General features: G+C 71.5%; 20 protein-coding genes and 2 pseudogenes. 13 read left to right on the top strand and 9 right to left on the bottom strand.

Annotated features, from left to right (window positions below):
- Positions 1 to 15 precede the first annotated feature (15 nt).
- Positions 16 to 597, top strand: coding sequence for a hypothetical protein (locus DRB89_RS17955; RefSeq protein ID WP_112449332.1), 582 nt, complete (start codon positions 16 to 18; stop codon positions 595 to 597).
- A 101-nt stretch (positions 598 to 698) separates the two neighbouring features.
- Here DRB89_RS17955 and DRB89_RS17950 read toward each other — a convergent pair whose 3' ends face one another.
- Both DRB89_RS17950 and DRB89_RS17945 read right to left on the bottom strand, forming a co-directional pair.
- Positions 699 to 2,168, bottom strand: coding sequence for a nitronate monooxygenase (locus tag DRB89_RS17950; protein ID WP_112449331.1), 1,470 nt, complete (start codon positions 2,166 to 2,168; stop codon positions 699 to 701).
- A 226-nt stretch (positions 2,169 to 2,394) separates the two neighbouring features.
- Entirely contained in the window at positions 2,395 to 4,665 is a 2,271-nt protein-coding gene (locus DRB89_RS17945) for a M4 family metallopeptidase (RefSeq protein WP_112449330.1), read from the bottom strand.
- A 380-nt stretch (positions 4,666 to 5,045) separates the two neighbouring features.
- On the opposite strand from DRB89_RS17945, the gene DRB89_RS17940 reads away from it, so the two are divergent.
- Positions 5,046 to 6,521, top strand: coding sequence for a sugar transferase (locus DRB89_RS17940; protein ID WP_112449329.1), 1,476 nt, complete (start codon positions 5,046 to 5,048; stop codon positions 6,519 to 6,521).
- 13 nt (positions 6,522 to 6,534) lie between these two features.
- Here the strand turns inward: DRB89_RS17940 and DRB89_RS17935 are convergent, their stop codons facing one another.
- On the bottom strand, positions 6,535 to 7,488 hold the full coding sequence (locus DRB89_RS17935; RefSeq protein WP_112449328.1) for a GDP-L-fucose synthase: 954 nt from the start codon (positions 7,486 to 7,488) through the stop codon (positions 6,535 to 6,537).
- Positions 7,489 to 7,744: 256 nt separating this feature from the next.
- On the opposite strand from DRB89_RS17935, the gene gmd reads away from it, so the two are divergent.
- The 4 genes and pseudogenes from gmd to DRB89_RS17915 form a co-directional block, all read left to right on the top strand.
- Positions 7,745 to 8,758 carry a GDP-mannose 4,6-dehydratase gene (gmd, locus tag DRB89_RS17930; RefSeq protein ID WP_112449327.1) on the top strand — a complete coding sequence of 338 codons (1,014 nt, stop codon included), beginning with the start codon at positions 7,745 to 7,747 and terminating at the stop codon, positions 8,756 to 8,758.
- A 252-nt stretch (positions 8,759 to 9,010) separates the two neighbouring features.
- On the top strand, positions 9,011 to 11,785 hold the full coding sequence (locus DRB89_RS17925) for a LamG-like jellyroll fold domain-containing protein (protein WP_112449326.1): 2,775 nt from the start codon (positions 9,011 to 9,013) through the stop codon (positions 11,783 to 11,785).
- A gap of 79 nt (positions 11,786 to 11,864) precedes the next feature.
- A complete protein-coding gene (locus DRB89_RS17920) occupies positions 11,865 to 12,542 on the top strand; it encodes a hypothetical protein (RefSeq protein ID WP_112449325.1) in 678 nt (225 codons plus the stop codon).
- A gap of 215 nt (positions 12,543 to 12,757) precedes the next feature.
- Positions 12,758 to 13,253 (top strand): annotated as a pseudogene (locus DRB89_RS17915) (HAD family hydrolase); the annotation flags it as partial.
- A 201-nt stretch (positions 13,254 to 13,454) separates the two neighbouring features.
- On the opposite strand, the gene DRB89_RS17910 reads toward DRB89_RS17915, so the two are convergent.
- The 3 genes from DRB89_RS17910 to DRB89_RS44605 are packed head-to-tail and all read right to left on the bottom strand — an operon-like array spanning position 13,455 to position 15,004.
- Positions 13,455 to 14,303, bottom strand: a complete 849-nt coding sequence (locus DRB89_RS17910; protein ID WP_112449324.1) for a helix-turn-helix transcriptional regulator — start codon at positions 14,301 to 14,303, stop codon at positions 13,455 to 13,457.
- Positions 14,304 to 14,322: 19 nt separating this feature from the next.
- The gene (locus DRB89_RS17905) at positions 14,323 to 14,841 is read right to left on the bottom strand and encodes a DUF6879 family protein (protein ID WP_112449323.1); all 519 of its coding nucleotides are present in this window, start codon (positions 14,839 to 14,841) and stop codon (positions 14,323 to 14,325) included.
- The gene (locus DRB89_RS44605) at positions 14,816 to 15,004 is read right to left on the bottom strand and encodes a hypothetical protein (RefSeq protein ID WP_112449322.1); all 189 of its coding nucleotides are present in this window, start codon (positions 15,002 to 15,004) and stop codon (positions 14,816 to 14,818) included. Before DRB89_RS44605 ends, DRB89_RS17905 begins: the two co-directional genes overlap by 26 nt.
- 262 nt (positions 15,005 to 15,266) lie before the next feature.
- On the opposite strand from DRB89_RS44605, the gene DRB89_RS17895 reads away from it, so the two are divergent.
- The 3 genes from DRB89_RS17895 (at position 15,267) to DRB89_RS17885 (ending at position 16,494) form a co-directional block, all read left to right on the top strand.
- On the top strand, positions 15,267 to 15,500 hold the full coding sequence (locus DRB89_RS17895; protein WP_112449321.1) for a hypothetical protein: 234 nt from the start codon (positions 15,267 to 15,269) through the stop codon (positions 15,498 to 15,500).
- A gap of 164 nt (positions 15,501 to 15,664) precedes the next feature.
- Positions 15,665 to 16,132, top strand: coding sequence for a hypothetical protein (locus DRB89_RS17890; protein ID WP_162688626.1), 468 nt, complete (start codon positions 15,665 to 15,667; stop codon positions 16,130 to 16,132).
- On the top strand, positions 16,129 to 16,494 hold the full coding sequence (locus tag DRB89_RS17885) for a hypothetical protein (RefSeq protein WP_239516206.1): 366 nt from the start codon (positions 16,129 to 16,131) through the stop codon (positions 16,492 to 16,494). Before DRB89_RS17890 ends, DRB89_RS17885 begins: the two co-directional genes overlap by 4 nt.
- On the opposite strand, the pseudogene DRB89_RS44600 reads toward DRB89_RS17885, so the two are convergent.
- Positions 16,404 to 16,589 (bottom strand): annotated as a pseudogene (locus DRB89_RS44600) (NADP-dependent oxidoreductase); the annotation flags it as partial. The gene DRB89_RS17885 and the pseudogene DRB89_RS44600 overlap by 91 nt on opposite strands.
- Before the next feature lie 145 nt (positions 16,590 to 16,734).
- On the opposite strand from DRB89_RS44600, the gene DRB89_RS17875 reads away from it, so the two are divergent.
- From DRB89_RS17875 to DRB89_RS17860, 4 genes are all read left to right on the top strand, one after another.
- On the top strand, positions 16,735 to 17,343 hold the full coding sequence (locus DRB89_RS17875) for a LysE family transporter (RefSeq protein ID WP_112449298.1): 609 nt from the start codon (positions 16,735 to 16,737) through the stop codon (positions 17,341 to 17,343).
- Between the two features lie 52 nt (positions 17,344 to 17,395).
- Complete coding sequence (locus tag DRB89_RS17870) at positions 17,396 to 18,235, top strand: thioesterase family protein (RefSeq protein WP_112449299.1); 840 nt, start codon at positions 17,396 to 17,398, stop codon at positions 18,233 to 18,235.
- A gap of 169 nt (positions 18,236 to 18,404) precedes the next feature.
- Positions 18,405 to 19,421 carry a bifunctional lytic transglycosylase/C40 family peptidase gene (locus tag DRB89_RS17865; RefSeq protein WP_275431900.1) on the top strand — a complete coding sequence of 339 codons (1,017 nt, stop codon included), beginning with the start codon at positions 18,405 to 18,407 and terminating at the stop codon, positions 19,419 to 19,421.
- Between the two features lie 206 nt (positions 19,422 to 19,627).
- Positions 19,628 to 20,341 (top strand): phosphatase PAP2 family protein, encoded by a 714-nt coding sequence (locus DRB89_RS17860; RefSeq protein WP_112449300.1) that lies wholly within the window; start codon positions 19,628 to 19,630, stop codon positions 20,339 to 20,341.
- Positions 20,342 to 20,511: 170 nt separating this feature from the next.
- Here the strand turns inward: DRB89_RS17860 and DRB89_RS17855 are convergent, their stop codons facing one another.
- Complete coding sequence (locus tag DRB89_RS17855) at positions 20,512 to 20,748, bottom strand: hypothetical protein (RefSeq protein ID WP_112449301.1); 237 nt, start codon at positions 20,746 to 20,748, stop codon at positions 20,512 to 20,514.
- A 108-nt stretch (positions 20,749 to 20,856) separates the two neighbouring features.
- Entirely contained in the window at positions 20,857 to 21,081 is a 225-nt protein-coding gene (locus DRB89_RS17850; RefSeq protein ID WP_112449302.1) for a hypothetical protein, read from the bottom strand.
- Positions 21,082 to 21,241 lie beyond the last annotated feature (160 nt).

Here is a 21,241-nt window from a genome sequence, read left to right as displayed (position 1 = left end):
AGGAACGGACCCCCCATGCGTCTTCGCTCCACCGCAGCCGCTCTCGTCGGCGCGCTCGCGCTCGTCCTGCCCGCCGCCGGGCTGTCCTTCGCCAACGACCACGACGACCGCGAGAACCTCGGCACGCTGTACTACCGGTACACCGACGAGGACGGCGACCGCCGCAACGGACAGATCCATCCGGCGGACAACGACACCTGCTACCGGCTGACGCACACCACCGAGAACCGGCCCGCGTTCGAGGTGAAGAACGAGACGGAGTCCCTCGCGGTGGTCTACAGCAACCGCAACTGCGGCGGGGTGCCGGAGGCGTCGCTGGAGCCGGGTGAGCGGCTGCGGGACACGGACGTGGCCTCCGTCTACTTCAAGCCCGTCGACGACGACCGCCACGAGGGCCGCCACGACGGGCGCGACGACGACCGCGAGGACGGCCGGCACGACGGCCGGCACGACGGACGCGACGACGACCGCCGTGACGACCGCCGTGACGACGAGCGCGACGACGAGGACCGCAGCCACGGCGGCCGCGCGGCCGAGGCCCCGGCCCGGCAGATGACGCCGGACATCCTCGACTCGGTCTTCCGCTCCATCGGCTGATCCCCGGCCGGCAGAACGCCGCAGGACCCGGCACCCCTCGGGGTGCCGGGTCCTCCCGCATGCGCCGGGCGCCTCAGCCGGCCGCGCCGCAGCCCCGCGCCTCAGCCGGCCGTGGGCCGCCCCGCGCCGGCCGCCAACCAGCGCACCACGTCCGCCGCCGCGTACGGCTCGGCGTCCGGCGCCAGCGCCGGCAGGAACGAAAGGTCCTTGCCGATGGTCACCAGCGGGGGCTCGATCCGGCCGTGCGGCCGCCGCTGCGCCAGCCCGATGGTGGCCAGCAGGCCGTTGCACAGGCACTGGCGGCCCTGGGTGTCGGCGGCGTCGCCGCCCTTGCGGACGTACGCGGCCACCGGCTCGGCCGCGCACCGGTAGACCAGGCCGCGGGGGCCCCGTACGGCAGTGCGCAGGAACCCGAGGTCGCAGACGCGGCGCCGGGCCGCGGCCACCTCCGGCTCGGCGACGGTCCCGGGCAGGTCGGCCACCTTGAAGGGGAAGGACGTCGGCGAGGCCTCCGGGTCGTTGCGGACCGAGAGGGTGCCGGCGTGGGCCCGGCCCAGCAGCTCCTCGCGCAGGTGGCGGGCCATCCCGGACTCCTCGCACAGCGCGAACGCGCTGCCGACCTGGACCCCGGCCGCCCCCTCGGCGAGGGCCCCGGCCACCGCCTCGGGGCTGGCCTGGCCGCCGGCGAGCCAGAACGGCAGCCCGAGCGCCGCCATTTTGGCGAGATCCGGGGTGTCGCGCGGCCCGTAGACCGGCTCGCCTTCCTCGTCGAGCTTCATCGGGCCGCGCGGCGGGGCGCTGTGGCCGCCCGCCGTGCTGGTTTCGATCACGAAGCCGTCGGGGCGGGTGGCCTCGTCCCGGGCCAGGTAGGTGGCGAGCACCGGGAGGGAGACGATGGCCAGCACCCGGGGGCGGCGCAGCGGGCCGGGCAGGTGCCCGGCGAGCAGGGCGCCGGGGTCGAAGAGGTGTTCCAGGGGCTCTTCCCCATGAGGTCCTCCTTCCACGTGGACCTTGTTCACGCAGCGTTCGTAGCGCGCCAGCCGCGTGGCGAGGGCAGGGATCTGACCGGGGACTCCCGCGCCCACGAGCACGTAGTCGACGCCTGCCAGGATCGCGCCGAACATCGCGGGGGCGGTGGCGAGCTGGATCTTCTCCAGGTAGTTGATGCCGATGACACCTTCGTGTCCCTCCTTGGCGAGCCAGACCTCGACGAAGTTGCCGAGGACGGTGAGGATCTCCGCCTGCGCCCCGCCCGTCGCCCGCAGCCGCGGGGTCGTGCGCATGGGGACGCCGTCCGCGAGGCCGTCCTCGCGGAAGTAGCAGTCGATGGCGGTCTGGGCGAGCTCGGGGAGCGGGAAGGCGGCCAGGGCCCGGCGGGCGTGGCCGCCGGGGTCGCCGGTCTGCAGTACGCGGGCCAGTACGACGTCCAGGGCCGTGCCGGAGACCACGCCCAGCTGGCCCTCGCCGGAGACGGCCTTCGCCAGGCGCCAGCCGGAGACTCCGACGCCCATGCCGCCCTGGATCAGCCAGGGGTGGCGGGCGGCGGGGGCGGTCGCGGGGGTCTGCGGCATGGGTCACGTCCTCGGGGATCACCCGAACCTACGGTTCCGTAGGTTCGCTGTTTTCCACTATGACGCCGGCCCGGCCCGCCGGAAGGCGCCGAAGGTCCCGGCCCTGGGGGGACGTGGACCCTCGTGGGCAGGGGCCAATGGAACAGGGCCGCCCGGGGAGGTTTCCTCCCGGGCGGCCCCGTGGTCTAGCGGGTCAGCTCTGGTTCACGTTCGGCCCCGGTGCGGGTCAGAAGGTGAGCTTCCAGCTGTCGATCTTGCCGGTGTCGATGTTCGCGTTGTCGTTGACCCGGAGCTTCCACACTCCGTTGGCGACCTCGGAGGAGGCGTTGACCGTCACGGACTTGATGATGTTGTCCGCGCTGCCACCGGTGCGGTTGTGCAGGTTGTACAGGGTGCCGTCGGGGGCGACCAGGTCGACCTTCAGGTCACCGATGTAGGTGTGGAGGATGTTCAGGTCCACCTTGAGGGTGCTCGGGGCGTTGCCCGTGCGGTTCACGGTGATCGGGGAGTCGACGGTCGCGTTGTCGGCGATCGCGTAGTCGGTGGTGTTCTCGAAGACGTTCGGCTGCGAGGTGCCGACCGTCCAGGTGAACGCCGCCGTTCCGGTCTTGCTCTGCGAGTCGGTCACCGTGACGGTCACGTTGGACGTGCCCGCCGTGGTGGCCGTACCCGAGATGAGGCCGTTGGAGGAGTTGATCGACAGCCCGGCCGGCAGGCCGGTCGCCGCGTAGCTCAGGGCACCGGGGTTGGTGCTGGTGGCCTGGACCTGCAGGCTGACGGCGCTGCCCGTGACGGTGGTCTGGTTGCCCGGGTTGGTGACCGTGACACCGCTGACGATGCGCGGGCCGACGTTGATCGCGGCCCAGGCGTTGGCGGTGTTGTTGTACGTGGTCGAGCCGGCGCCGTACAGGTCGGCGGCGGCCGTCAGGGTGGCCGTACGGGCGGCCTCGTAGTTGGTGTTCGACCTGAACAGACCGGTGGTCAGGGCGCGGAACCAGATCTTGGACGCGGCGTCGCGGCCGATCGCGGTGACCGGGAGGCCGTCGGAGGTCGGCGAGTCGTAGCTGACCCCGTTGACGACCTTGGCGCCGGAGCCCTCGGAGGCCAGGTAGTACCAGTGGTTGGCCGGGCCCGAGGAGTAGTGGACGTCGATCGAGCCGATGCCCGAGTACCAGGCGTCCTTCGAGGAGCCGTCCTTGCTCGGCTTGTCCATGTAGCGCAGCGGGGTGCCGTTGCCGCGGATGTCGATCTTCTCGCCGACCAGGTAGTCGCCGACGTCCTGCGGGTTGGCGGCGTAGAACTCGACGGCTGCCGCGAAGATGTCGGAGGTCGCCTCGTTCAGACCACCGGGCTCACCGGCGTAGGTCATGTTGCCGGTGACCGAGGTCAGACCGTGGGTCATCTCGTGCGCTGCCACGTCGGTGGAGGTCAGCGGCTTGGCGTTGCCGTCACCGTCGCCGTACGTCATGCAGAAGCAGGAGTCGCTCCAGAAGGCGTTCACGTAGTTGTTGCCGTAGTGGACCCGGCTGTACGGGGACACGCCGTCGTTGCGCAGGCCGTTGCGGCCGTGCACGTTCTTGTAGTAGTCCCACGTCACCTGCGCGCCGTAGTGGGCGTCGGCGGCGGCCGTCTCCAGGTTGGCCGGCAGGCCGTTGCCCCAGATGTCGTCCGGTCCGGAGAAGAGCGTGCCGGTGCCGGAGCCGGTGCCGCGGTTGAGGTTGTACGTCTTGTGGCTGCCGCGCGCGGCGTCGGTCAGGGTGAAGTTGCTGCCCGACGCGGAGGTCCCGAGGGTCACCTGGCCGCTGTACATGGTGTTGCCGGTGCCGGTCTCGATGGCCTGCCACTCGGTGATCTTGGCGCCGGTCTTGGCGTTGGTCACCACGTGCAGTTCGTTCGGGGTGCCGTCGTGCTGGAGGCCGCCGACGACGGTCTCGAAGGCGAGGACCGGAACGCCCTCGGCCGCCCAGATCACCTTGCGGGCGCCCTTGGAGGCCTTGACCTCCTTGGAGCCCTCGGCGCCGGCGGCGGCCACCGCCTGGCCCTCCGCGGCGGACGGCGTGACGGTGGCGTTGGTGTCCGCGACCTTGATGTCGTGGTTGGTGGCCTTGGTGACGCTCTTGGTGACGCCGTCCTTGGCGTGGATGGTGAGGTCACCGCCGAGCACCGGTATGCCGTCGTAGGTGCGCTCGTACGTGGTGTGGGTGGTGCCGTCCGCGTCCTTGACCACGTCGCGGACGATGAGCTTCTCCGAGCCGGCGAGGCCGAGGCCCTTGGCCGCCTGCACGGTGGTGGAGTTGGCCTCGGCGAGGAGCGTCGCACGCTCCGAAGCGCTGAGTGCGCGGTTGGCCGCGCCCGGGTTGGCCTGGACGACCGAGCCGGCCTGCGACGCGGTGGCGTCGGCGGTGGCGGTTCCGGTCTGGATGCCTACGGCGAGGAGAGCGGCCGCGGCAACAAGCGCGCCGGCCGTGGTGGCACGCCGCTGGGGGGTGGGACTCAACGCAGACTCCTTCTGCAAGGGGGGTTCCGGATGGCTGGGTGGGCCTCCGGGCAGATCGGGCTGGTGCGAAGAACGGTCGAAGAGTGCCACTTGGGCGACGTGATGTCAGGGGCGCGTCAAAAGGTTGGCTGGAAACGGTTCGTTGTCCGAAGAGACGTATCCGGTATCCGGAACATTCACTTTGGTGTGGGAGAGAAGCGCCCAATATCCGGAATGTGCAATACCGCCTTCTAACGCTTGGGCAACAAGACGTCGGGTTCCCGAAAACGGCATTTACCGTACGGGTGTTTGTCGTACTGTTTCCCGGTGCGTCGGATGTCTGCTGCCTGGGGAAGCCGTGGGCCCGCGCCAACGTCATAGACCACGTGCCAGGGGGGCCCATGAGGCATGTCCATATTCCTGTGCAAAGAGTGGCCCGGAGGGCGCTCGAATCGGCGCATCCGGTTCGAGGGCTCGGAGACAAAGCGCGCTGGTACCTGCCCGCGGCGGTCACCGCTGACCTCATCGGCGCGGGCGTGCCCGTCGGCCTGGTCTTCGAGGCCGCGCAGCAGGTCCGGCCGCTGTACTGCGCCCTCGGCGCGGCCCTGGCCTGGAGCGGTGTGCAACTGCTCCGCCGGCGGTACGCGGCCCGGGTGCTCGGAGAGTCCCGGGGAGTTCTCCCGGTCGTACACGACTGGCTGATTCTCATCGGCGTGCTCGCCGTGGCCCGCGTGGTCACCGGCGAAGACACCCCCCGGCTGTCCGCGCTCGGCGCCCTGCTGCCCGCTCTGCTCGTCACCGTCGCCTGCCACAAACTGACCTACCGCCACCTCTCCGCCGCCCGCCGCGAGGCCCAGGCCGTGAGCCGGGTGCTGGTCGTCGGCGAGCCCGATTCCGCCGAGTCCGTCATCGGCCACCTCGCCGCGCGCACCGACCACCCGTACGTCGTCGTCGGCGTCGTGCCGGTCGGCCCCGGCGAGCTGGAGAGCGGTGTGCCCGTGGCCGCCCGGCTCGGCTCCGCGATGGCGCAGGCCCCGACAGGGGACTCCGTCGTCGTGCTCGGCGCCGTCGCCGCCCACCGCGCCGATCTGGTGCTCGTCGCCCCGGGGGCGCGGCTCGGGGGCGAGCGGCTGCGCCGGATCGCCTGGGCCCTGCACGACGCCGGGCTGGAACTGGCGGTCTTCCCGGGGCTGGTGGAGGTCTCCGTCAAGCGGCTGGAGACGCTGTCCGCGGGCGGCCTGGCCATGCTGCGGGTGGTGCCGCCGGTCGGCCGGGGGATGCAGACCCTGCTGAAGTCGGTACTGGACCGGGCCGCCGCCGGGATCGGACTGGTCCTGCTGTCACCGGTGTTCCTGGCGATGGTCCTCGCGATCCGCTTCGGCTCGCGCGGACCGGCCTTCTACCGGCAGCGGCGCATAGGCCGCGACGGGGAGCCGTTCGTCATGTGGAAGTTCCGCACGATGGTCGTCGACGCGGACGCGCTGAAGGCGGATCTGTCCGGATCCAACGAGAACGACGGCCTGATGTTCAAGATGCGCCGCGATCCGCGCGTGACCCGGGTGGGCCGGCTGCTGCGGCGCACCTCCATGGACGAACTGCCGCAGCTGATCAACGTGGTGGCCGGGGACATGTCCCTGGTCGGCCCGCGCCCGCCGCTGCCGGAGGAGGTGGCGAAGTACGACGAGGTCGAGCTGCGCCGGCTCACCGTGCGGCCCGGGATGACCGGGCTGTGGCAGATCAGCGGTCGCTCCGACCTGTCCTGGGACGAGACCATCCAGCTCGACCTCCAGTACGTCGACAACTGGTCCTTCACCAGTGACGTCGACGTCATGGGCCGCACGCTCCGCGCCGTGGTCGACGGTCGCGGAGCGTACTGAGGCCGACTTGGGATCAGCTCCGCTTCTCACCCTGCTCGCGCCACCACGCGTACGTGGAGGCGATGCCGTCCCGCAGCGGGACGGCGGGCTTCCAGCCCAGCGCGCGCAGGCGGGTGACGTCCAGCAGCTTGCGGGGCGTCCCGTCGGGCTTGGAGGTGTCCCAGTCGAGCCTGCCCCGGAAGCCGGTCACCTCGGCGACCGTCTCGGCGAGTTCCTTGATGGTGAGGTCCTCGCCGCAGCCGATGTTGACCGGCTCGGCGCCGTCGTACTCGCGCAGCAGGACGGCGCAGGCGGCGGCCAGGTCGTCGACGTGCAGGAACTCCCGGCGGGGCGTGCCCGAGCCCCACAGCGTGACCTCCTCGCGCCCCTCGGCCGCGGCCTCGTGGAAGCGGCGGACGAGGGCGGGCAGGACGTGCGAGGACTCCAGGTCGAAGTTGTCGCCCGGGCCGTACAGGTTCGTCGGCATGGCCGAGATGTACGAGGCCCCGTACTGCTTGCGGTACGACTGGACCTGGACGATGCCGGCGATCTTCGCCAGGGCGTACGCCTCGTTCGTGGGCTCCAGCGGGCCGGTCAGCAGGGCGTCCTCGCTGATGGGCTGCGGCGCGAGCTTGGGGTAGATGCAGGAGGAGCCGAGGAACAGCAGCCGGCCGACGTCCGCGGCGTGCGCGCCGGCGACGACGCTGAGCTGGATCTTGAGGTTGTCCTCGAGGAACTGCACCGGGAAGGTGCTGTTGGCCATGATCCCGCCGACCTTGGCGGCCGCCAGGACGACGGCGTCGGGCCGGACGTCGGCCAGGTACGCCGCGGTCGCCGCGGCGTCGCGCAGATCGAGGTCGGCGCGGCCGCGGGTGAGCACCTCGTATCCGTCGGCGGTGAGCCGGCGGACGACCGCGGACCCCACGAGACCGCGGTGGCCGGCGACGAAGACGCGGGCGTTCGGAGGCAGGAACGGCGAACTTGTCATACCGCCGATGATGCCAGTCCGCCGGCCGCGGGTTTACGGGGGAGTCACCGCCCCGGCGGCCTCCCCGGCCACGGCCGGGGAGGCCGCCGCCGGCCGCCGCCTCCACACCGTGGATGCGGCGGACTGCGTTCCGCATGAGCCGTGTACGGTACCCATCCAGTCCTCTCGGGGCGGGGCCGCCTGCCGTACCGGCCGCTCAGGGGCGAAGCCGCAGCCCCAGTACAACAAGACCGCAACGATCCCCAGGGGGGACCCAATGGGCAAGACCGCGCTGATCACCGGCGTCACCGGGCAGGACGGCTCGTACCTCGCAGAGCTGCTGCTCTCCAAGGGCTACACGGTGCACGGTCTCGTGCGGAGGTCCTCCAGCTTCAACACGGAGCGGATCGACCACATCTACCAGGACCCGCAGACGGCGAACCGGTCCTTCGTGCTGCACCACGCGGACCTCTCCGACGGCGTGGCCCTGGTGAACCTGCTCCGCGAGATACGCCCCGACGAGGTCTACAACCTCGGCGCCCAGTCGCACGTGCGCGTCTCCTTCGACGCCCCGCTGTACACGGGCGACGTGACCGGCCTCGGGGCGCTGCGGCTGCTGGAGGCGATCCGGGCCAGCGGGATCGACACCCGCATCTACCAGGCCTCGTCCTCGGAGATGTTCGGCGCCACCCCGCCCCCGCAGAACGAGTCCACGCCGTTCCACCCGCGCAGCCCGTACGGCGCCGCGAAGGTGTTCGCGTACTGGACGACGGTGAACTACCGCGAGGCCTACGGCATGTTCGCCGTCAACGGGATCCTCTTCAACCACGAGTCCCCGCGCCGCGGCGAGACCTTCGTGACCCGCAAGATCACCCGCGCGGTCGCCCGGATCCGGGCGGGCCTGCAGGAGAAGCTCTACCTCGGCAACCTCGACGCGGTCCGCGACTGGGGCTACGCCCCGGAGTACGTGGACGCCATGTGGCGGATGCTCCAGCAGGACGAGGCCACCGACTACGTCGTGGCCACCGGCGTCGCCGCCACCGTCCGCGAGTTCGTCGAGGCCTCCTTCGCCCACGCCGGTCTCGACTGGAACGACCACGTTCGCTACGACCCCAAGTACGAGCGCCCCAGCGAGGTCGACGCCCTCATCGGCGACGCCTCCAAGGCGAATGAGCTGCTCGGCTGGAAGCCGACGGTCCTGGTGGCCGAATTGGCCAAGATCATGGTCGACTCCGACATCCGCCAGGTCGAGGACCAACTGGCGGGCGTGAGCGTTCGCATCGACCGCTAGGGCTTATATTTCGCCTAACGATTGCCGTGTCCCGGTCATTCGTGGAGCAATCCACGGGCCTGACCGGGGCAAACCCGCCATATGTCCGAAGTGCACCATCCGCACTGAACCTTCTTGATTCCAAGTTGGTATGCAATGGGTCAAGTGCGGTGACCAGGCCCTCGCGTGAGCCCTAGTCTGCGCCAGAACATATGGCTGATCTGATACTTGTCGAACCAGCCATTCAAACCGGGCAATAGCCCTGGGGGGCTCATGCGTAGATCCAGAGGGCTGACTGCTGCCCTCGTCCTGTCACTGGCCGGTGCCGGCACCGGCCTGGGCCTCGTGCTGATACCCGAGGCGTCGGCCATCACGCAACCGGTGGCCTTCACCGCCGACAACCTGCCGACGTGGCAGCCGAACGGCATCGTCTGGGCCATGGACCAGGCGGGCGGCACGGTCTTCGCCGGCGGCACCTTCTCGGCGGTCCGCCCGCCGGACGGCGCGGCCGGCGCGGAGCAGGAAGCCGTGAACTTCGTCGCGCTCGACGCGGCGACGGGCGCCCCGAGCTCGTGCAAGCTCTCCTTCACCGTCGGCGACGGCAGCGCGACCGTGCGCGCCCTCACCGTCTCGAAGGACAAGAAGACCCTTTACGCGGGCGGCTACTTCGGCGCCGTCAACGGCACCCCGGTCTCCAGCGTCGCCGCGATCGACATCGAGACCTGCACCCCCAAGGCCTCGTTCCACCCGAACTTCCCGGCCACCGTGCGGGCGCTCGCCGTCACCGACGACACCCTGTACGCGGCCGGCGACTTCAGCAACGTCGAGGGCCAGACCCGCGAGCGGTTCGCCGCGGTCGACGCCGCCTCCGGAGCGCTGAAGCCCTTCGTCGCCAACGTCGACGAGCCCGGCCGCGCGGTCCAGGTCAGCAACGACGGCAAGAACGTCCTGCTCGGCGGCGACTTCTTCACGGTCAACGGCTCCAACAGCCACGCGCTGGCCGTCGTCAACGCCACCACCGGCGCCGTGACCAAGACGTACTCCAACATCCCGGCGAACTCGGTCGTCAAGCACATCGCGGCCGACTCGACCGGCTACTACACCGGCAACGAGGGATCCGGCGGCGGAGTCTTCGACGGCCGCATCGGCCTCGCCACCAACTTCTCCGAGAAGTGGCGCGACCGCTGCCTCGGCGCCACCCAGTACGTCCTGCCGTACGACGGAGTCCTCTACAGCTCCTCGCACGCGCACGACTGCTCCCTCGAGGGCCAGTTCCCCGACGGCAAGCGCCACTTCCTGCTCGCGCAGCTGACCGACCACGAAGGCGCCGCCCCCGCGCCCGCGGACGGCTTCGTGCGCAGCCCCCGCAAGCTCGGCTGGCACCCCAACGCCAACGACGGCCTCGGCGAGGGCATCGGCCCGCGCGTCATGACCATCGCGGAGAAGAGCAGCACCAAGTACATGTGGGTCGGCGGTGAGTTCACCCTCATCAACGGCAAGGCCCAGCAGGCCCTGACCCGCTTCGCCTCCACCGGCGACGTCGCCGCCCCGACCACCCCGGTCTCCAGCGTCTCCAGCGTCAAGCCGGGCGAGGTCCAGGTCCGCTGGCGCGCCAGCTACGACCAGGACGACAGCAAGCTGACCTACCGCGTCTACCGCAACGGGTCCGCGACCCCGGTCGCCACCCTCACCGCGGAGTCCCTGGAGTGGCAGCGCCAGCAGGCCTCCTGGACCGACGCCACGGTCAAGGCCGGCCTGTCCTACAGCTACCGCGTCACCGCGACCGACGCGGCGGGCAACACCAGCGCCCTGTCGGCCAGCACCTCGGTGACGGTCCCGTCCTCGGTGCTCGCCTACCCCAACCAGGTCCGCGCCGACGGCGCCAACCTGTACTGGCGCTACGACGACACCGTCAGCCCGTACGTCGCCGACTCCTCGGACGGCGGCAACACCAGCGGCATCCAGCTCAACGCCCCGGCGCTGCGCCAGACCCCGGGCGCGGTCACCGGTGCCAGCACGGCCATGGGCTTCAACGGCACCAGCCAGAAGGTGTACAGCGACCACCGCCAGACGGTCGGCAGCTCGTACTCCATCGAGACGTGGTTCAAGACGAACTCCACGCGCGGCGGCAAGCTGATCGGCTTCGGCACCAACACCGACCGCAACAGCGGCCTGTACGACAAGCACGTCTACATGACCAACAACGGCCGGATCGTCTTCGGGACCAACCCCGGCAGCGTGAAGACCATCTCGACCGGTCTGCTCGACACGTTCAACGACAACAAGTGGCACCACGTCGTCGCGACGCAGGGCCCCGCCGGCATGGCGCTGTACGTGGACGGACAGTCCAAGGGCACGCTCAACGTCACGGGCTCCCAGCAGTTCGAGGGCTTCTGGCACGTCGGCGGCGACAACCTCAGCGGCTGGCCGACCAAGCCGTCCAGCAACTTCTTCGCCGGCCAGATCGACGAGACGGCCGTCTACCCGAAGGTGCTGACCCAGGCCCAGGTCAAGAACCACTTCGACCTGGCCAAGGCCGCCACCGACACCGTCTCCAAGGTCACCACGACCGAGGACACGTACATCAACCAGGGCGCGCCCAGCACCGCCTACGGCACCGTGAGCTCGCTCGCCGTGCGCGGCACCTCGGCCTACGAGACGTACCTGCGCTTCGACATCCCGGCGGCCCCGGCCGGCCAGGTGCTGAAGTCGGCTTCGCTGCAGATCAAGACCTCGACCGCGGCGGGTGCCGGCACCACCGACACCGTCTCCGTGGTCCCGGTCACCGGTACCTGGAGCGGCGCGGGCACGACCTTCAAGACCAAGCCCACCCTCGGCACCACCCCGCTGGGCTCCCTGGCGGGCGCACCGGACGGCTCGGCCATCCAGAACGTGCAGCTGGACACGGCTGCGCTCTCCTCGGTCCTGGGCACCAGCTACAGCCTGGGCCTGACGAGCACGGGCACCGACCCGCTGTGGATCTGGTCCTCGGAGGCGACGGCCGCGGACGCGGCACCGCAGCTGGTCCTCACCTTCGGCGCGAAGTAACCGCTTGACGGAGCGCGGGGCCCGGCCGCGGGTGCGGCCGGGCCCCGCGCACCCATCTCATACGTACGGGAGCCACCTGATGTACCGACGCTCCGCAGCGGCTGCTGTCCTGCTGGCCGCCGCCCTGACGCTGACCGCCTGCAGTTCGGGCGGGGACGGCAAGGCCGACGCCTCGGCCGCGAAGCCCAAGCCTCCGGCCGAATCGCCGGCCGCCGACCCGGCGGACGCCACGGCGCCGCCCTCGACGGACGCGAAGCCGACGGGCCCCGTCCTGCCGGACGCGAAGCTGACGCCGAAGACGGGCAGCTTCACCGCGACGGAGAAGCAGTACCTGAGCGGCCGGGTCCCGGAGAAGATGGACCCGGCGGCCGTCCTGCAGACCGGCCAGGAGTCCTGCCAGCGGGTGGAGCGCACCGCGAAGCGGGACAAGGACGCGGCGGTCGGCTCCATCGTGGCCGGGGAGATCCCGGCCGCGAAGGACGCGATCACGCACCTGTGCCCGGAGCAGAAGCCGGTCCTCGCGGCGGCGGAGAAGGGCTTCCCGGACGGCACGAAGCAGTCCCCGGCCGCGGGCGGCTACCGCGCGCTGACCCAGAGCACGACGTGCACCTGGGAGGCCAGGGGCAAGGACGGCTCCGTCCTCGCCTCGGGCCCGGAGACCCCGCCGAAGGCCGGCGACAAGATCACCGCGACGATCCCGCCGGGCACGACGGAGTTCGTCTCGAACGGCTGCTACGCCTGGATCCCCTCCTCTTAACGCGCCCCTCGCACGCCTCGGCCCTGGCGGGCCACTCCTTCTTCACGCGCCCCTCGCACGCCTCGGCCCTGGCGGGCCTCCTGGGCTTCGCGCCGCTGCGCCGGACTCCGTCCGTCGGCGGCCGGGCCCGGGGCCGGGGCCGTCGGAGTGGGAAGCGCCCCCTTCCGTCACTCTTTGACTGGGAGGGGGCGCTTTCGTGCGCCCGGCCCCGTGCGCCCGGGTTCGACCTGCCTGCCGAACGGAAGGCTCGGGCCGCCGCCGGCAAACCGGAGTGGTTCGGCGAGGACGACCTCTACCCGGAGGTTAGGCCTGCCCTCTCGCGGCTCCGCGCGGACGGCCTGGGGCTGGGCATCGCCGGAAACCAGACCGTTCGCGCAGGCGGGCTGCTGCGCGAGCTGTTCACCAAGGACGTGGACCTGATCGGCACCTCGGACGACTGGGGCCGCGTCGAAGCCGGAGCTCGAGTTCTTCGAGCGCGTCGCCGCGGTCGTCCCGGCCGAACCCGCGGAGATCCTCTACGTCGGCGACCGGATCGATAACGACCTTCGCCCCGGCGCCGCTGCGGGCATGCACACCGCGCTCGTCCGCCGGGGCCCGTGGGCGATGATCCAGTGGAACACCGAGGAGGCCCTGACGCTGCCGACGTTCCGCGTCGAGAGCCTTGCCGAGCTGTCCCCCCGGATCGCCGAGTTCAACGAGCAAGCGCGCTGACCTTCCCCGCCCATGTCGCCGTCATGGGTGAGGGCAACGCGACCGCCGTCCGGCCCGGTCGCATGGCTGCCGCCGTGATGGCGTACGCGCTGGACGGTGACCGGTCCCTGACGGCCGAGGGCTGACCCCGCGACGCCTGTCAGCCGAGGAGAGGCGCGCGGGGCCGACGCCGCCCGGACGCCGATCCTCGCTGCGGGGCGGCTACTGCAGCTCGGCAAGGGCGCCCATGACCAGTGCGCGGGCGTCAGCCCCGTAGACGGCCATGCGGCGCAGCTCCTCGAATGCCTTCAGGTAGAGCCCGACTTCAGACGGCTGGGTGATGTTGACCTCGGCCGAGAGCAGTTCCACGGACACGAACGCGTCGTCGTAGACGTGGAACGTCTCCACCGGCCACATCGTGCGTGGCTCCACCGTGCGCGGGATCACCCCCAGGGACACCGCTGGCAGGGCTCCGGCGGTCAGCAGGTAGCCGAGCTGGGCAGCCGTCGCGTCCGGGTTGCCCATCCGGTAGTACAGGGCCGTCTCCTCGACCACGAGGACGGCGCGGCGGCCCGGGTCGTGGATGATCCGGGATCGGTCCACGCGCGCGCGTGCGGCTTCGTCGCCCTCCTCCGGGTAGCCCCGGAAGCGTGCGATGGTGCCGAGCAGGCCGGCCGCATAGCCCTCGGCCTGGAGCACGCCGGGCACGAGCGTGGACGAGTAGATCCGGAACAGCTGAGTCTCGGCGAAGATCCGGGGCCACGAGTTCTGGAGCTTCTTCAGTTCCTGCACCTGGTGGCGCCACTCGCTGTACATGGACTCGGCGCTCATGGACCGGACGACGAGGTCCGCCGCCTCATCGGGATGGCCGCAGGCACCGCACCAGCGGCGGATGTCTCCTGCTGAGGGAGCCGTGCGTCCGTTCTCGATGCGGGACGTCTTGGAGTGGTGCCAGCCACAGAGGCCGGCCAGCTCGGCGACGGTCAGCCCCGCGCCTCTGCGTAGGTCGCGTAGCCGTGCGGCTACGGCTTCGCGGGCGGCCTGCGCGGAGGACGACGGGGAGGCGGGCATCGAGCGTCGGACCGTCCTGTCAGATCTTGTACTCGGCGTGCGGCGTGGCCCGCGCCCAGACCGTCTCGAAGGCCTCGGTGCACAGCTTCGCCGAGACGGGATCGCTGGTGATCTCTTCGCCGAGCGACGATCCGTCGCCAGCAAAGTGGTTCCAGTGCACCCACTCACCGTCGAACAGCCAGAAGTCGTTCCCGGGAGGCGCGATGTCCGACGCTCGGCGCCGTGGCAGCCACCGCACGTCCTCGCCCGCGGCGACATTCGTGAACGTCGAGTCGTACAGGAACCGGGTGTACTCGCTGGCCGGCTCCGAGACGATGCGGGCCCGGCGGATCTCAATCCCGCGGCCTACCGCGTCCACCACGAGGTCAAGCCACGGGCGCCACCAGGCCGCCCGGTCGGCCGGATCGTGCCGGTAGCCCGTACGCCAGGCCACGAATGGGCCGGTCTCGTAGTCCACGGCGTAGGAGTCGCGCATCTCCAGGTGGAATGCCGTGGTGCATCCGGCCATCAGCTCATCGAAGGTGGGCGTCGAGGACATCGCATGCCTCCCTGATCATGTGCAGCATGCGGGCCGGGAGGCGGATCACGCCTTCTCCTTCAGGGATTCCTACGGCGTGGCCCGGTACTTCGGTGGCCGCGCACTCGGCCTCCAGCTCCGGCCCCGGTAGCCACCCCTGGAGCACCAGCTCCGCATGTTCCAGGTCAGCTCAGGCAGTTGGGCTCTGCTTGTCTCCGGTTTTGGGGTCGATTCCCACGAACAGTAGCGGCATGCCAGCCTCCTGTATCGGCCTGTGCACTTCCGTGCACCAGCGTTGTGGCCGAGCCATGGCCGGTCAAGGTGTGGATGTGGCCAACCTCCCAGGCGAGTTGGGGGGTGCACAAATCTGCACATCGCTGGCTCCGTCGCGCGCTGCTCCGCCACGCTCTGAGCACCACCCGCTGACGACGGTAGGGAGCACCGGCATGGAAGTGCCCGAGGAAGGCACGAGTGTGGAGCTCGAATACGAGGATCATCCTCTTCTGCACAGGCAGGTCCGCGACCCCAAGACCGGGCGCGAGGGCCAGGTGATGGCCGTCATGCGGCAGACCCTCGGCCACACGGCCGGGCGTCGCCGCGAGGCCCTCACCGCGTACGTCCGTCCCGCCGGCGGGGGGCCCGAGTTCACTGCGGCCCCCGACGGTCTGGAGCCCGTGTGAGCACGCCCCCCACGTACCCGGCGGGCCGGTGGACCGCTCCGGCCCGGTGCCCTGAATGCGATGCGAAGCCCCTGCCGCTCGGCGGCCCTGAGGGTGGCGCCCTCGTCCACAACGAGGGCTGCAAGAAGGCCCGCTGACCCTGCACTCCGACTCATGGGAGAAGCATGTCCAGTCCGACCCCGACACCCCCGCCGCCGTGCAGCGCCGGCAAGGGCGAAACCCCGACACCCGCAGCCACGGGCAGCGTGCTCACCGCGGCGCCCGGCGACCGCGACGCCCGCGGTCTCCTCGGCGCCGACGAGTTCACTGCCGTCACCGCGACGCTCGCACGGAACCAGTCGGACTTCGGCTGGGTGTACGCCGAGCAGGTCATCGTCGAGACCCTCAAGTTCGTGGCTGCGGCCGCCCGGAGCGACGAGCGCCTCGTGCCGTCCCCAATCGTTGACGAGGGCTTCCACGCGCTCCTCGTGAACACCGAGATCCACCACGCACTCAGCGCCCGCCTCGGCGTCTTCGTGCACCACTACCCGGCCGTCGACGGCGCACCGCCGATCGCGCCCGGCTGGGCACAGCGGACCGTCGACGCGATCCGGCGGGCCGGCTTCACCGAGGACAAGGAGATGTGGACGTGATCACGACGGAGTACCGGACGTCCGCGACGGACGTCACCACCTGCGAGGCCTGCTGGCGCGAGCCGGTCGAGACCGCCCGGGCCGCCACCCACACGCACGGCCGGGACCTGCTGTGCATCCCCTGCGCCGAGGCCGGCTACGTGCCGCGCGTGGTCCTGTTCTCGCCGCTGGGCATCTACGGCCTGTCGGCGCGGCGCCTGAAGATGGGCAAGCACGGCGCCCCCGGCGGGCCCTCGATGCCGCCGGACCCCGGTCCGCCGCTGCCCTCGCCCGCGTCCACGCCTTCGGGGGCCAGCGCGCGCACCCGGTCGGCGAGGCCCTCGCCGTACAGGACCGGCTCGGCGCCCAGCGAGCGCAGGTAGTCGTGGTTGTGCTCGCCCGCCGAGCCGATGACGCGCCGGCCGAGCGCGGCGGCGATGTGCACGCCCAGCGCACATGTGCCGACGGCGGCGGGGTGGGTGAGGTCGAGGGGGAGGGCGAGGGCGCGGGGGAGGCATCGGGCACGTCGTCATTGTCCCCCGGTGGGCGGGACGTGGTGTTCCGGGAGGGCCGGGATGCGGAAAGGGCTTGATCGCGGGTGAGGGGGCGGCAAGCATCGCCGTATGACAGAAGTGATCGCAGTCGCCGTCATCACCTTCCTCGCCGTCATCAGTCCCGGCGCGGACTTCGCCATGGTCGTCCGCAACAGCTACCTGTACGGGCGGCCCACCGGCCTGTTCGCGGCCGCCGGGGTCGCGGCCGGGGTACTGGTGCACGTCTCGTACACGATGCTCGGGGTCGGCCTGCTGATCGCCTCCTCCGCCGAGCTGTTCACGGTGATCAAGCTCGCGGGTGCCGCGTACCTGGTGTGGGTCGGGATACGGACCTTCCGGGCGCGGGCCGAGGTGACCGTGGACCTGGAGGAGAAGGGCGGGCTGACGCCGTTCGGGGCGCTCAGGAGCGGCTTCCTGACCAATGTGCTCAATCCGAAGACCACGCTGTTCGTCGTGTCCACCTTCACCCAGGTGGTCGGGCCGGGGACTGCGGTGTGGCAGCAGGCCGGGTACGGGCTGTTCATGTCGGTGGCGCACCTGGGCTGGTTCTCGGCGGTGGCGCTGTTCTTCTCCAACTCCCGGCTGCGCGACCGGATGCTGAAGGCGCAGAAGGCGCTGAACCGGGCCATCGGCTCGGTGCTGGTGGGTCTCGGGGTGGGGCTGGGCTTCGCCCGCTGAGAGCGGGAGGGAGGTCTGGCGGAGGGTGTTACCTGTCGGTAGCGTGGTCGGCATGGGTGCCGAGAGCGATGCCGGGCGTGATGTCGAGCGTGACGTCGAGCGTGACGTCGACGGGTTCTACGAGCGGGTCGGCGCGGGGCGGTTCCTGGCCAGCGCCCACACGCGCGGGCCGTGGGACCCCGGTTCGCAGCACGCCGGTCCGCCGGCCGCGCTCCTCGGCCGGGCGATCGAGGAGCGGCCGGGCGCGCGGGACGACATGCGGATCGCCCGGATCACGTACGAGGTCCTGCGCCCGGTGCCGATCGGTCCGCTGGAGGTGACCACCAGCGTGCTCCGGGCCGGGCGCGGCACCGAGGTCGTCGAGGCCGCGCTCGCCCCCGCCGGGGCCGCGCCCGTGATGCTGGCGCGCGCCCTGCGGATCCGGGTGGCGCGGGAGTCCGTACCGGCCGTCGTGCCCGGGCCGGAGCTGCCGCCGCCCGGGGAGGTGGGGGTGACTCCGTTCTTCCCGGTGCCGTGGGAGCGGGGCTATCACGCGGCGGTGGAGACGCGCTTCACCGAGGGTGCCTTCGTCGAACTGGGGCCGGGCACCTGTTGGATGCGGATGAAGGTGCCGCTCGTGGCAGGGGAGGAGACCCGGCCGCTGGACCGCGTCCTGGTCGCCGCGGACTCGGGCAACGGCATCAGCTCCGTCATGGACTTCGGGCGGTACGTCTTCGTCAACGGCGACCTGACCGTCCATCTGCACCGCCATCCGGTGGGCGAATGGGTCTGCGTGGAGGCCCGTACGAGCGTGGACGGGGCCGGCATCGGCCTCGCGGACGCCCGCCTGCACGACGAGAAGGGCCCGATCGGGCGGAGCGCGCAGAGCCTCTTCGTCGCGCCCCGGGGCTGACTCGGGCCTGATGCGGGGCTGACGCGGGGCCGGGCCGGGGGTCGGGGGCGCACCGCGGCGCACAAGAGCCCTGCCCGAACCGGTTTCTCCGGGGGCCTTCGAACGGGATGATTCGACACGGGGTGGTGGGAGCCCCGGGAAAAGCCGTTCGATGGGGGAAGGTTGGCGGGTGCGCAGACTCTGGGTGGTCGGTGGAATCAGCTTCGGGGCGTGCCTGTGCTTTCTCGCCCTGCTCGTGGTCGGTACGTACTCCGCCGCCGCGGGCATCGCGAGCGGCGGAGGCCGTGCCGTGGGCCTCGCGAAGGGGGCCGTGCCGGGGAAGTACCAGACCCTGGTGCAGAAGTGGGGCAACCTCTGCCCGACGCTCACCCCGGCGCTGCTGGCGGCGCAGCTCTACTCGGAGAGCGGCTGGAACCCGGGTGCGGTGAGCCCGGCCGACGCGCGGGGCATCGCGCAGTTCATCCCGGGCACCTGGGCGACGCACGGCATCGACGGTGACGGCGACGGGGACCGCGACATCTGGGATCCGAACGACGCGATCCCGTCGGCGGCTTCGTACGACTGCGATCTGGCGCGGTACGTGGCCAAGGTGCCCGGGGACCCCGTCAAGAACATGCTGGCGGCCTACAACGCCGGTCCGGGCGCGGTGACGCAGTACCAGGGCGTCCCGCCGTTCCGGGAGACGCAGGGGTACGTGAAGACCATCACCACGCTCGCCAAGAGCTTCGAGGCGCCCGTCGGGCGGGTGGCGCCGTCCCAGCAGGCCGCCGGGGCCATCTACTTCGCGCAGAAGCAGTTGGGGACGCCGTACCTGTGGGGCGGGAACGGCACGCCCGACCAGGACGGGCGGTTCGACTGCTCGGGGCTGACCAAGGCCGCGTACGAGTCGGTGGGGGTCGACCTGCCCCGGGTGGCGAACGACCAGTACAACGCGGGGCCGCACCCCTCGCGGGCCGAACTGCTGCCGGGTGACCTGGTGTTCTTCTCTGATGATCTGACGAACTCTCGGGAGATCCGGCACGTCGGGCTCTACGTGGGCGGCGGGTACATGATCAACGCCCCGTTCACCGGCGCCGTGATCCGTTTCGACAAGATCGACACCCCCGACTACTTCGGTGCGACCCGCGTGACGAAGGACGGCGCGGAGGCGCTGCCGAGGCGGGAAACAGCCGGTAGCGCAGCGTGAACCCAAGGCCCTGAGCTGCGACGATGAGTCACTCTTCGATAACGTTGAGGTGATCATTCGGTGGAGAGCGGAACGTAGCCGCCAGAACGGGCGTTCCATGGTCACTGGGGACGCGAGACAACCGGAATGATCACCGGGGGGAGCAGGGACGCACACAGGGGTGCGTCCGCGGGGGTACCAAGGCAAGGGCAAGGGGCCGCATCACCATGGCTGGACTCACAACTGGTGGGCCGAACGTGGATGTAAGCCTGCTGTACGGAATCAACGGACTGGCCCGGCGGGCCCCGGACTGGCTGGACCGGGCGGTCTACGCGGTCGGCGAGTACGGGATCCTGCTCACCCTCGTGCTCCTGGTCCTGTGGTGCTGGCGCGGAGCGCGCCGGCAGGACGAGGCGGCGGCGGTCGAATCCCTCACCGCGCTCGTGTGGGCTCCCCTCGCCGCGGCGGGCGCGCTGCTCCTGAACGTCCCGCTGCGGGAGTTCGTGGGCCGGCCGCGGCCGGCCCAGCAGCACGGCGGGGTCGACGTGCTGGATCCCGGCGCCGGGATCGGGCACAGCCCCTTCTCCTTCGTCAGCGACCACACCACCCTCGCGATGGCCCTGGGCGTCGGCCTGTTCATCGCCCACCGCAAGCTCGGCTTCGTGGGGATCGCCCTGGCCCTGATCGAGGGCTTCACCCGGGTCTACGTGGGCGTGCACTACCCGACCGACGTCATCGGCGGACTCGCGCTGGGCACGGCGGTGGTGCTGCTGCTCGCCCCGCTCGCGATGGCGCTGCTGACCCCGGTGGTGCGGGCGGTGGCCCGGTCCCCGCGGCTGGGCGTACTGGTCCGGGCCGGCGGGCGGGCGCTGCCCCGGCCGCTGGACCTCGCGCCGACCCCGCCGCCGGCGCGCGGCCACGAGAGCGACCTCGCGGCCTGAAGGGCGCCCGACGGGAGCCTGACGGGAGCCCCAGGGGCCTGACGGGCCGGCACCTGGCGGCCGTCAGCCGAGGGCGTACGCGTTCCACACGAACATCACCACGGCCGCCAGCAGGCACAGCGCCGCGCCGCCGAAGCACAGACGCACGGCTGTCGGGCGGGGGCGCGGGCTCACGGGTCGCCGCCGTCCGTGCCCTCGGCGGCTTCGGCCGCGTCGGTGCGGCGGTACTGGGAGCGCAGCCACAGTCCGGTGGCGACGGCCGCGGAGATGGTGACCCCGATGGCCAGGGCCACATCGCCCGGCCCGTCCGCCGTCCCGACCGGTCGGGCCCAGGCCGTGGCGGCCGGGGCGAGCGCGATGAGCAGTGCCCAGAGCAGGGCGGCGAGGCGGGGCGCGGGTCCGGGCATGAGTCAAGGGCATCCGCTCCCGGGCGCGTCGGCCAGCCGGGCCGTCCGAACGGGCGACCCGCAGGCCGGGGGCGATCGGGGCGGGGCGCGGTGCCGGGCGCGAACGCCCTACCGGGCGGTGGCGTGCCCGGCGGCGTCCTTGCGGGCCAGGTCGCGGGAGCGGCGGGCCGGGCCGCGCCAGCCGCAGGTGCAGACGGCCAGACAGAACGCGCCGCGGTCCGAGGTGCTCGTGTCGTGTCCGGCGGGCTCGTGGCCCACCGGTCCCCCGGGATCGCGGGGCAGCGGTACGGCGGAAAGCGGAGGGACGAGGGTCGCTTCGGTGTGCGGTTCCACGCGACCACGGTACCGGGCCGGGGCGGGGTGGGGGACTGCCTTGCACCGGTCGCTTCTCCGACGGCCGGACGGGGCCCGGAGCCCGCCCGGATTCCGGGTGGAACGGGCCAGGAGCAGGCCGGAAGCAGGCCGGAAGCAGGCCGAGAGCAGGCCCGGATCA

It is taken from the genome of Streptomyces sp. ICC4 (genome assembly GCF_003287915.1).
Classification (GTDB): domain Bacteria; phylum Actinomycetota; class Actinomycetes; order Streptomycetales; family Streptomycetaceae; genus Streptomyces; species Streptomyces tritrimontium.
The sequence above is the reverse complement of the archived record's forward strand: the minus strand, read 5'-3'. Positions and strand labels throughout refer to the sequence as shown.

Bases quoted from the DNA above. Each gene is read 5' to 3' on its own strand.
- DRB89_RS17955 (WP_112449332.1), top strand. From the start codon at position 16: ATGCGTCTTCGCTCCACCGCAGCCGCTCTCGTCGGCGCGCTCGCGCTC.
- DRB89_RS17950 (WP_112449331.1), bottom strand. From the start codon at position 2,168: ATGCCGCAGACCCCCGCGACCGCCCCCGCCGCCCGCCACCCCTGGCTG.
- DRB89_RS17940 (WP_112449329.1), top strand. From the start codon at position 5,046: ATGAGGCATGTCCATATTCCTGTGCAAAGAGTGGCCCGGAGGGCGCTC.
- DRB89_RS17935 (WP_112449328.1), bottom strand. From the start codon at position 7,488: ATGACAAGTTCGCCGTTCCTGCCTCCGAACGCCCGCGTCTTCGTCGCC.
- gmd (WP_112449327.1), top strand. From the start codon at position 7,745: ATGGGCAAGACCGCGCTGATCACCGGCGTCACCGGGCAGGACGGCTCG.
- DRB89_RS17925 (WP_112449326.1), top strand. From the start codon at position 9,011: ATGCGTAGATCCAGAGGGCTGACTGCTGCCCTCGTCCTGTCACTGGCC.
- DRB89_RS17920 (WP_112449325.1), top strand. From the start codon at position 11,865: ATGTACCGACGCTCCGCAGCGGCTGCTGTCCTGCTGGCCGCCGCCCTG.
- DRB89_RS17910 (WP_112449324.1), bottom strand. From the start codon at position 14,303: ATGCCCGCCTCCCCGTCGTCCTCCGCGCAGGCCGCCCGCGAAGCCGTA.
- DRB89_RS17905 (WP_112449323.1), bottom strand. From the start codon at position 14,841: ATGTCCTCGACGCCCACCTTCGATGAGCTGATGGCCGGATGCACCACG.
- DRB89_RS17895 (WP_112449321.1), top strand. From the start codon at position 15,267: ATGGAAGTGCCCGAGGAAGGCACGAGTGTGGAGCTCGAATACGAGGAT.
- DRB89_RS17890 (WP_162688626.1), top strand. From the start codon at position 15,665: ATGTCCAGTCCGACCCCGACACCCCCGCCGCCGTGCAGCGCCGGCAAG.
- DRB89_RS17875 (WP_112449298.1), top strand. From the start codon at position 16,735: ATGACAGAAGTGATCGCAGTCGCCGTCATCACCTTCCTCGCCGTCATC.
- DRB89_RS17870 (WP_112449299.1), top strand. From the start codon at position 17,396: ATGGGTGCCGAGAGCGATGCCGGGCGTGATGTCGAGCGTGACGTCGAG.
- DRB89_RS17860 (WP_112449300.1), top strand. From the start codon at position 19,628: ATGGCTGGACTCACAACTGGTGGGCCGAACGTGGATGTAAGCCTGCTG.
- DRB89_RS17855 (WP_112449301.1), bottom strand. From the start codon at position 20,748: ATGCCCGGACCCGCGCCCCGCCTCGCCGCCCTGCTCTGGGCACTGCTC.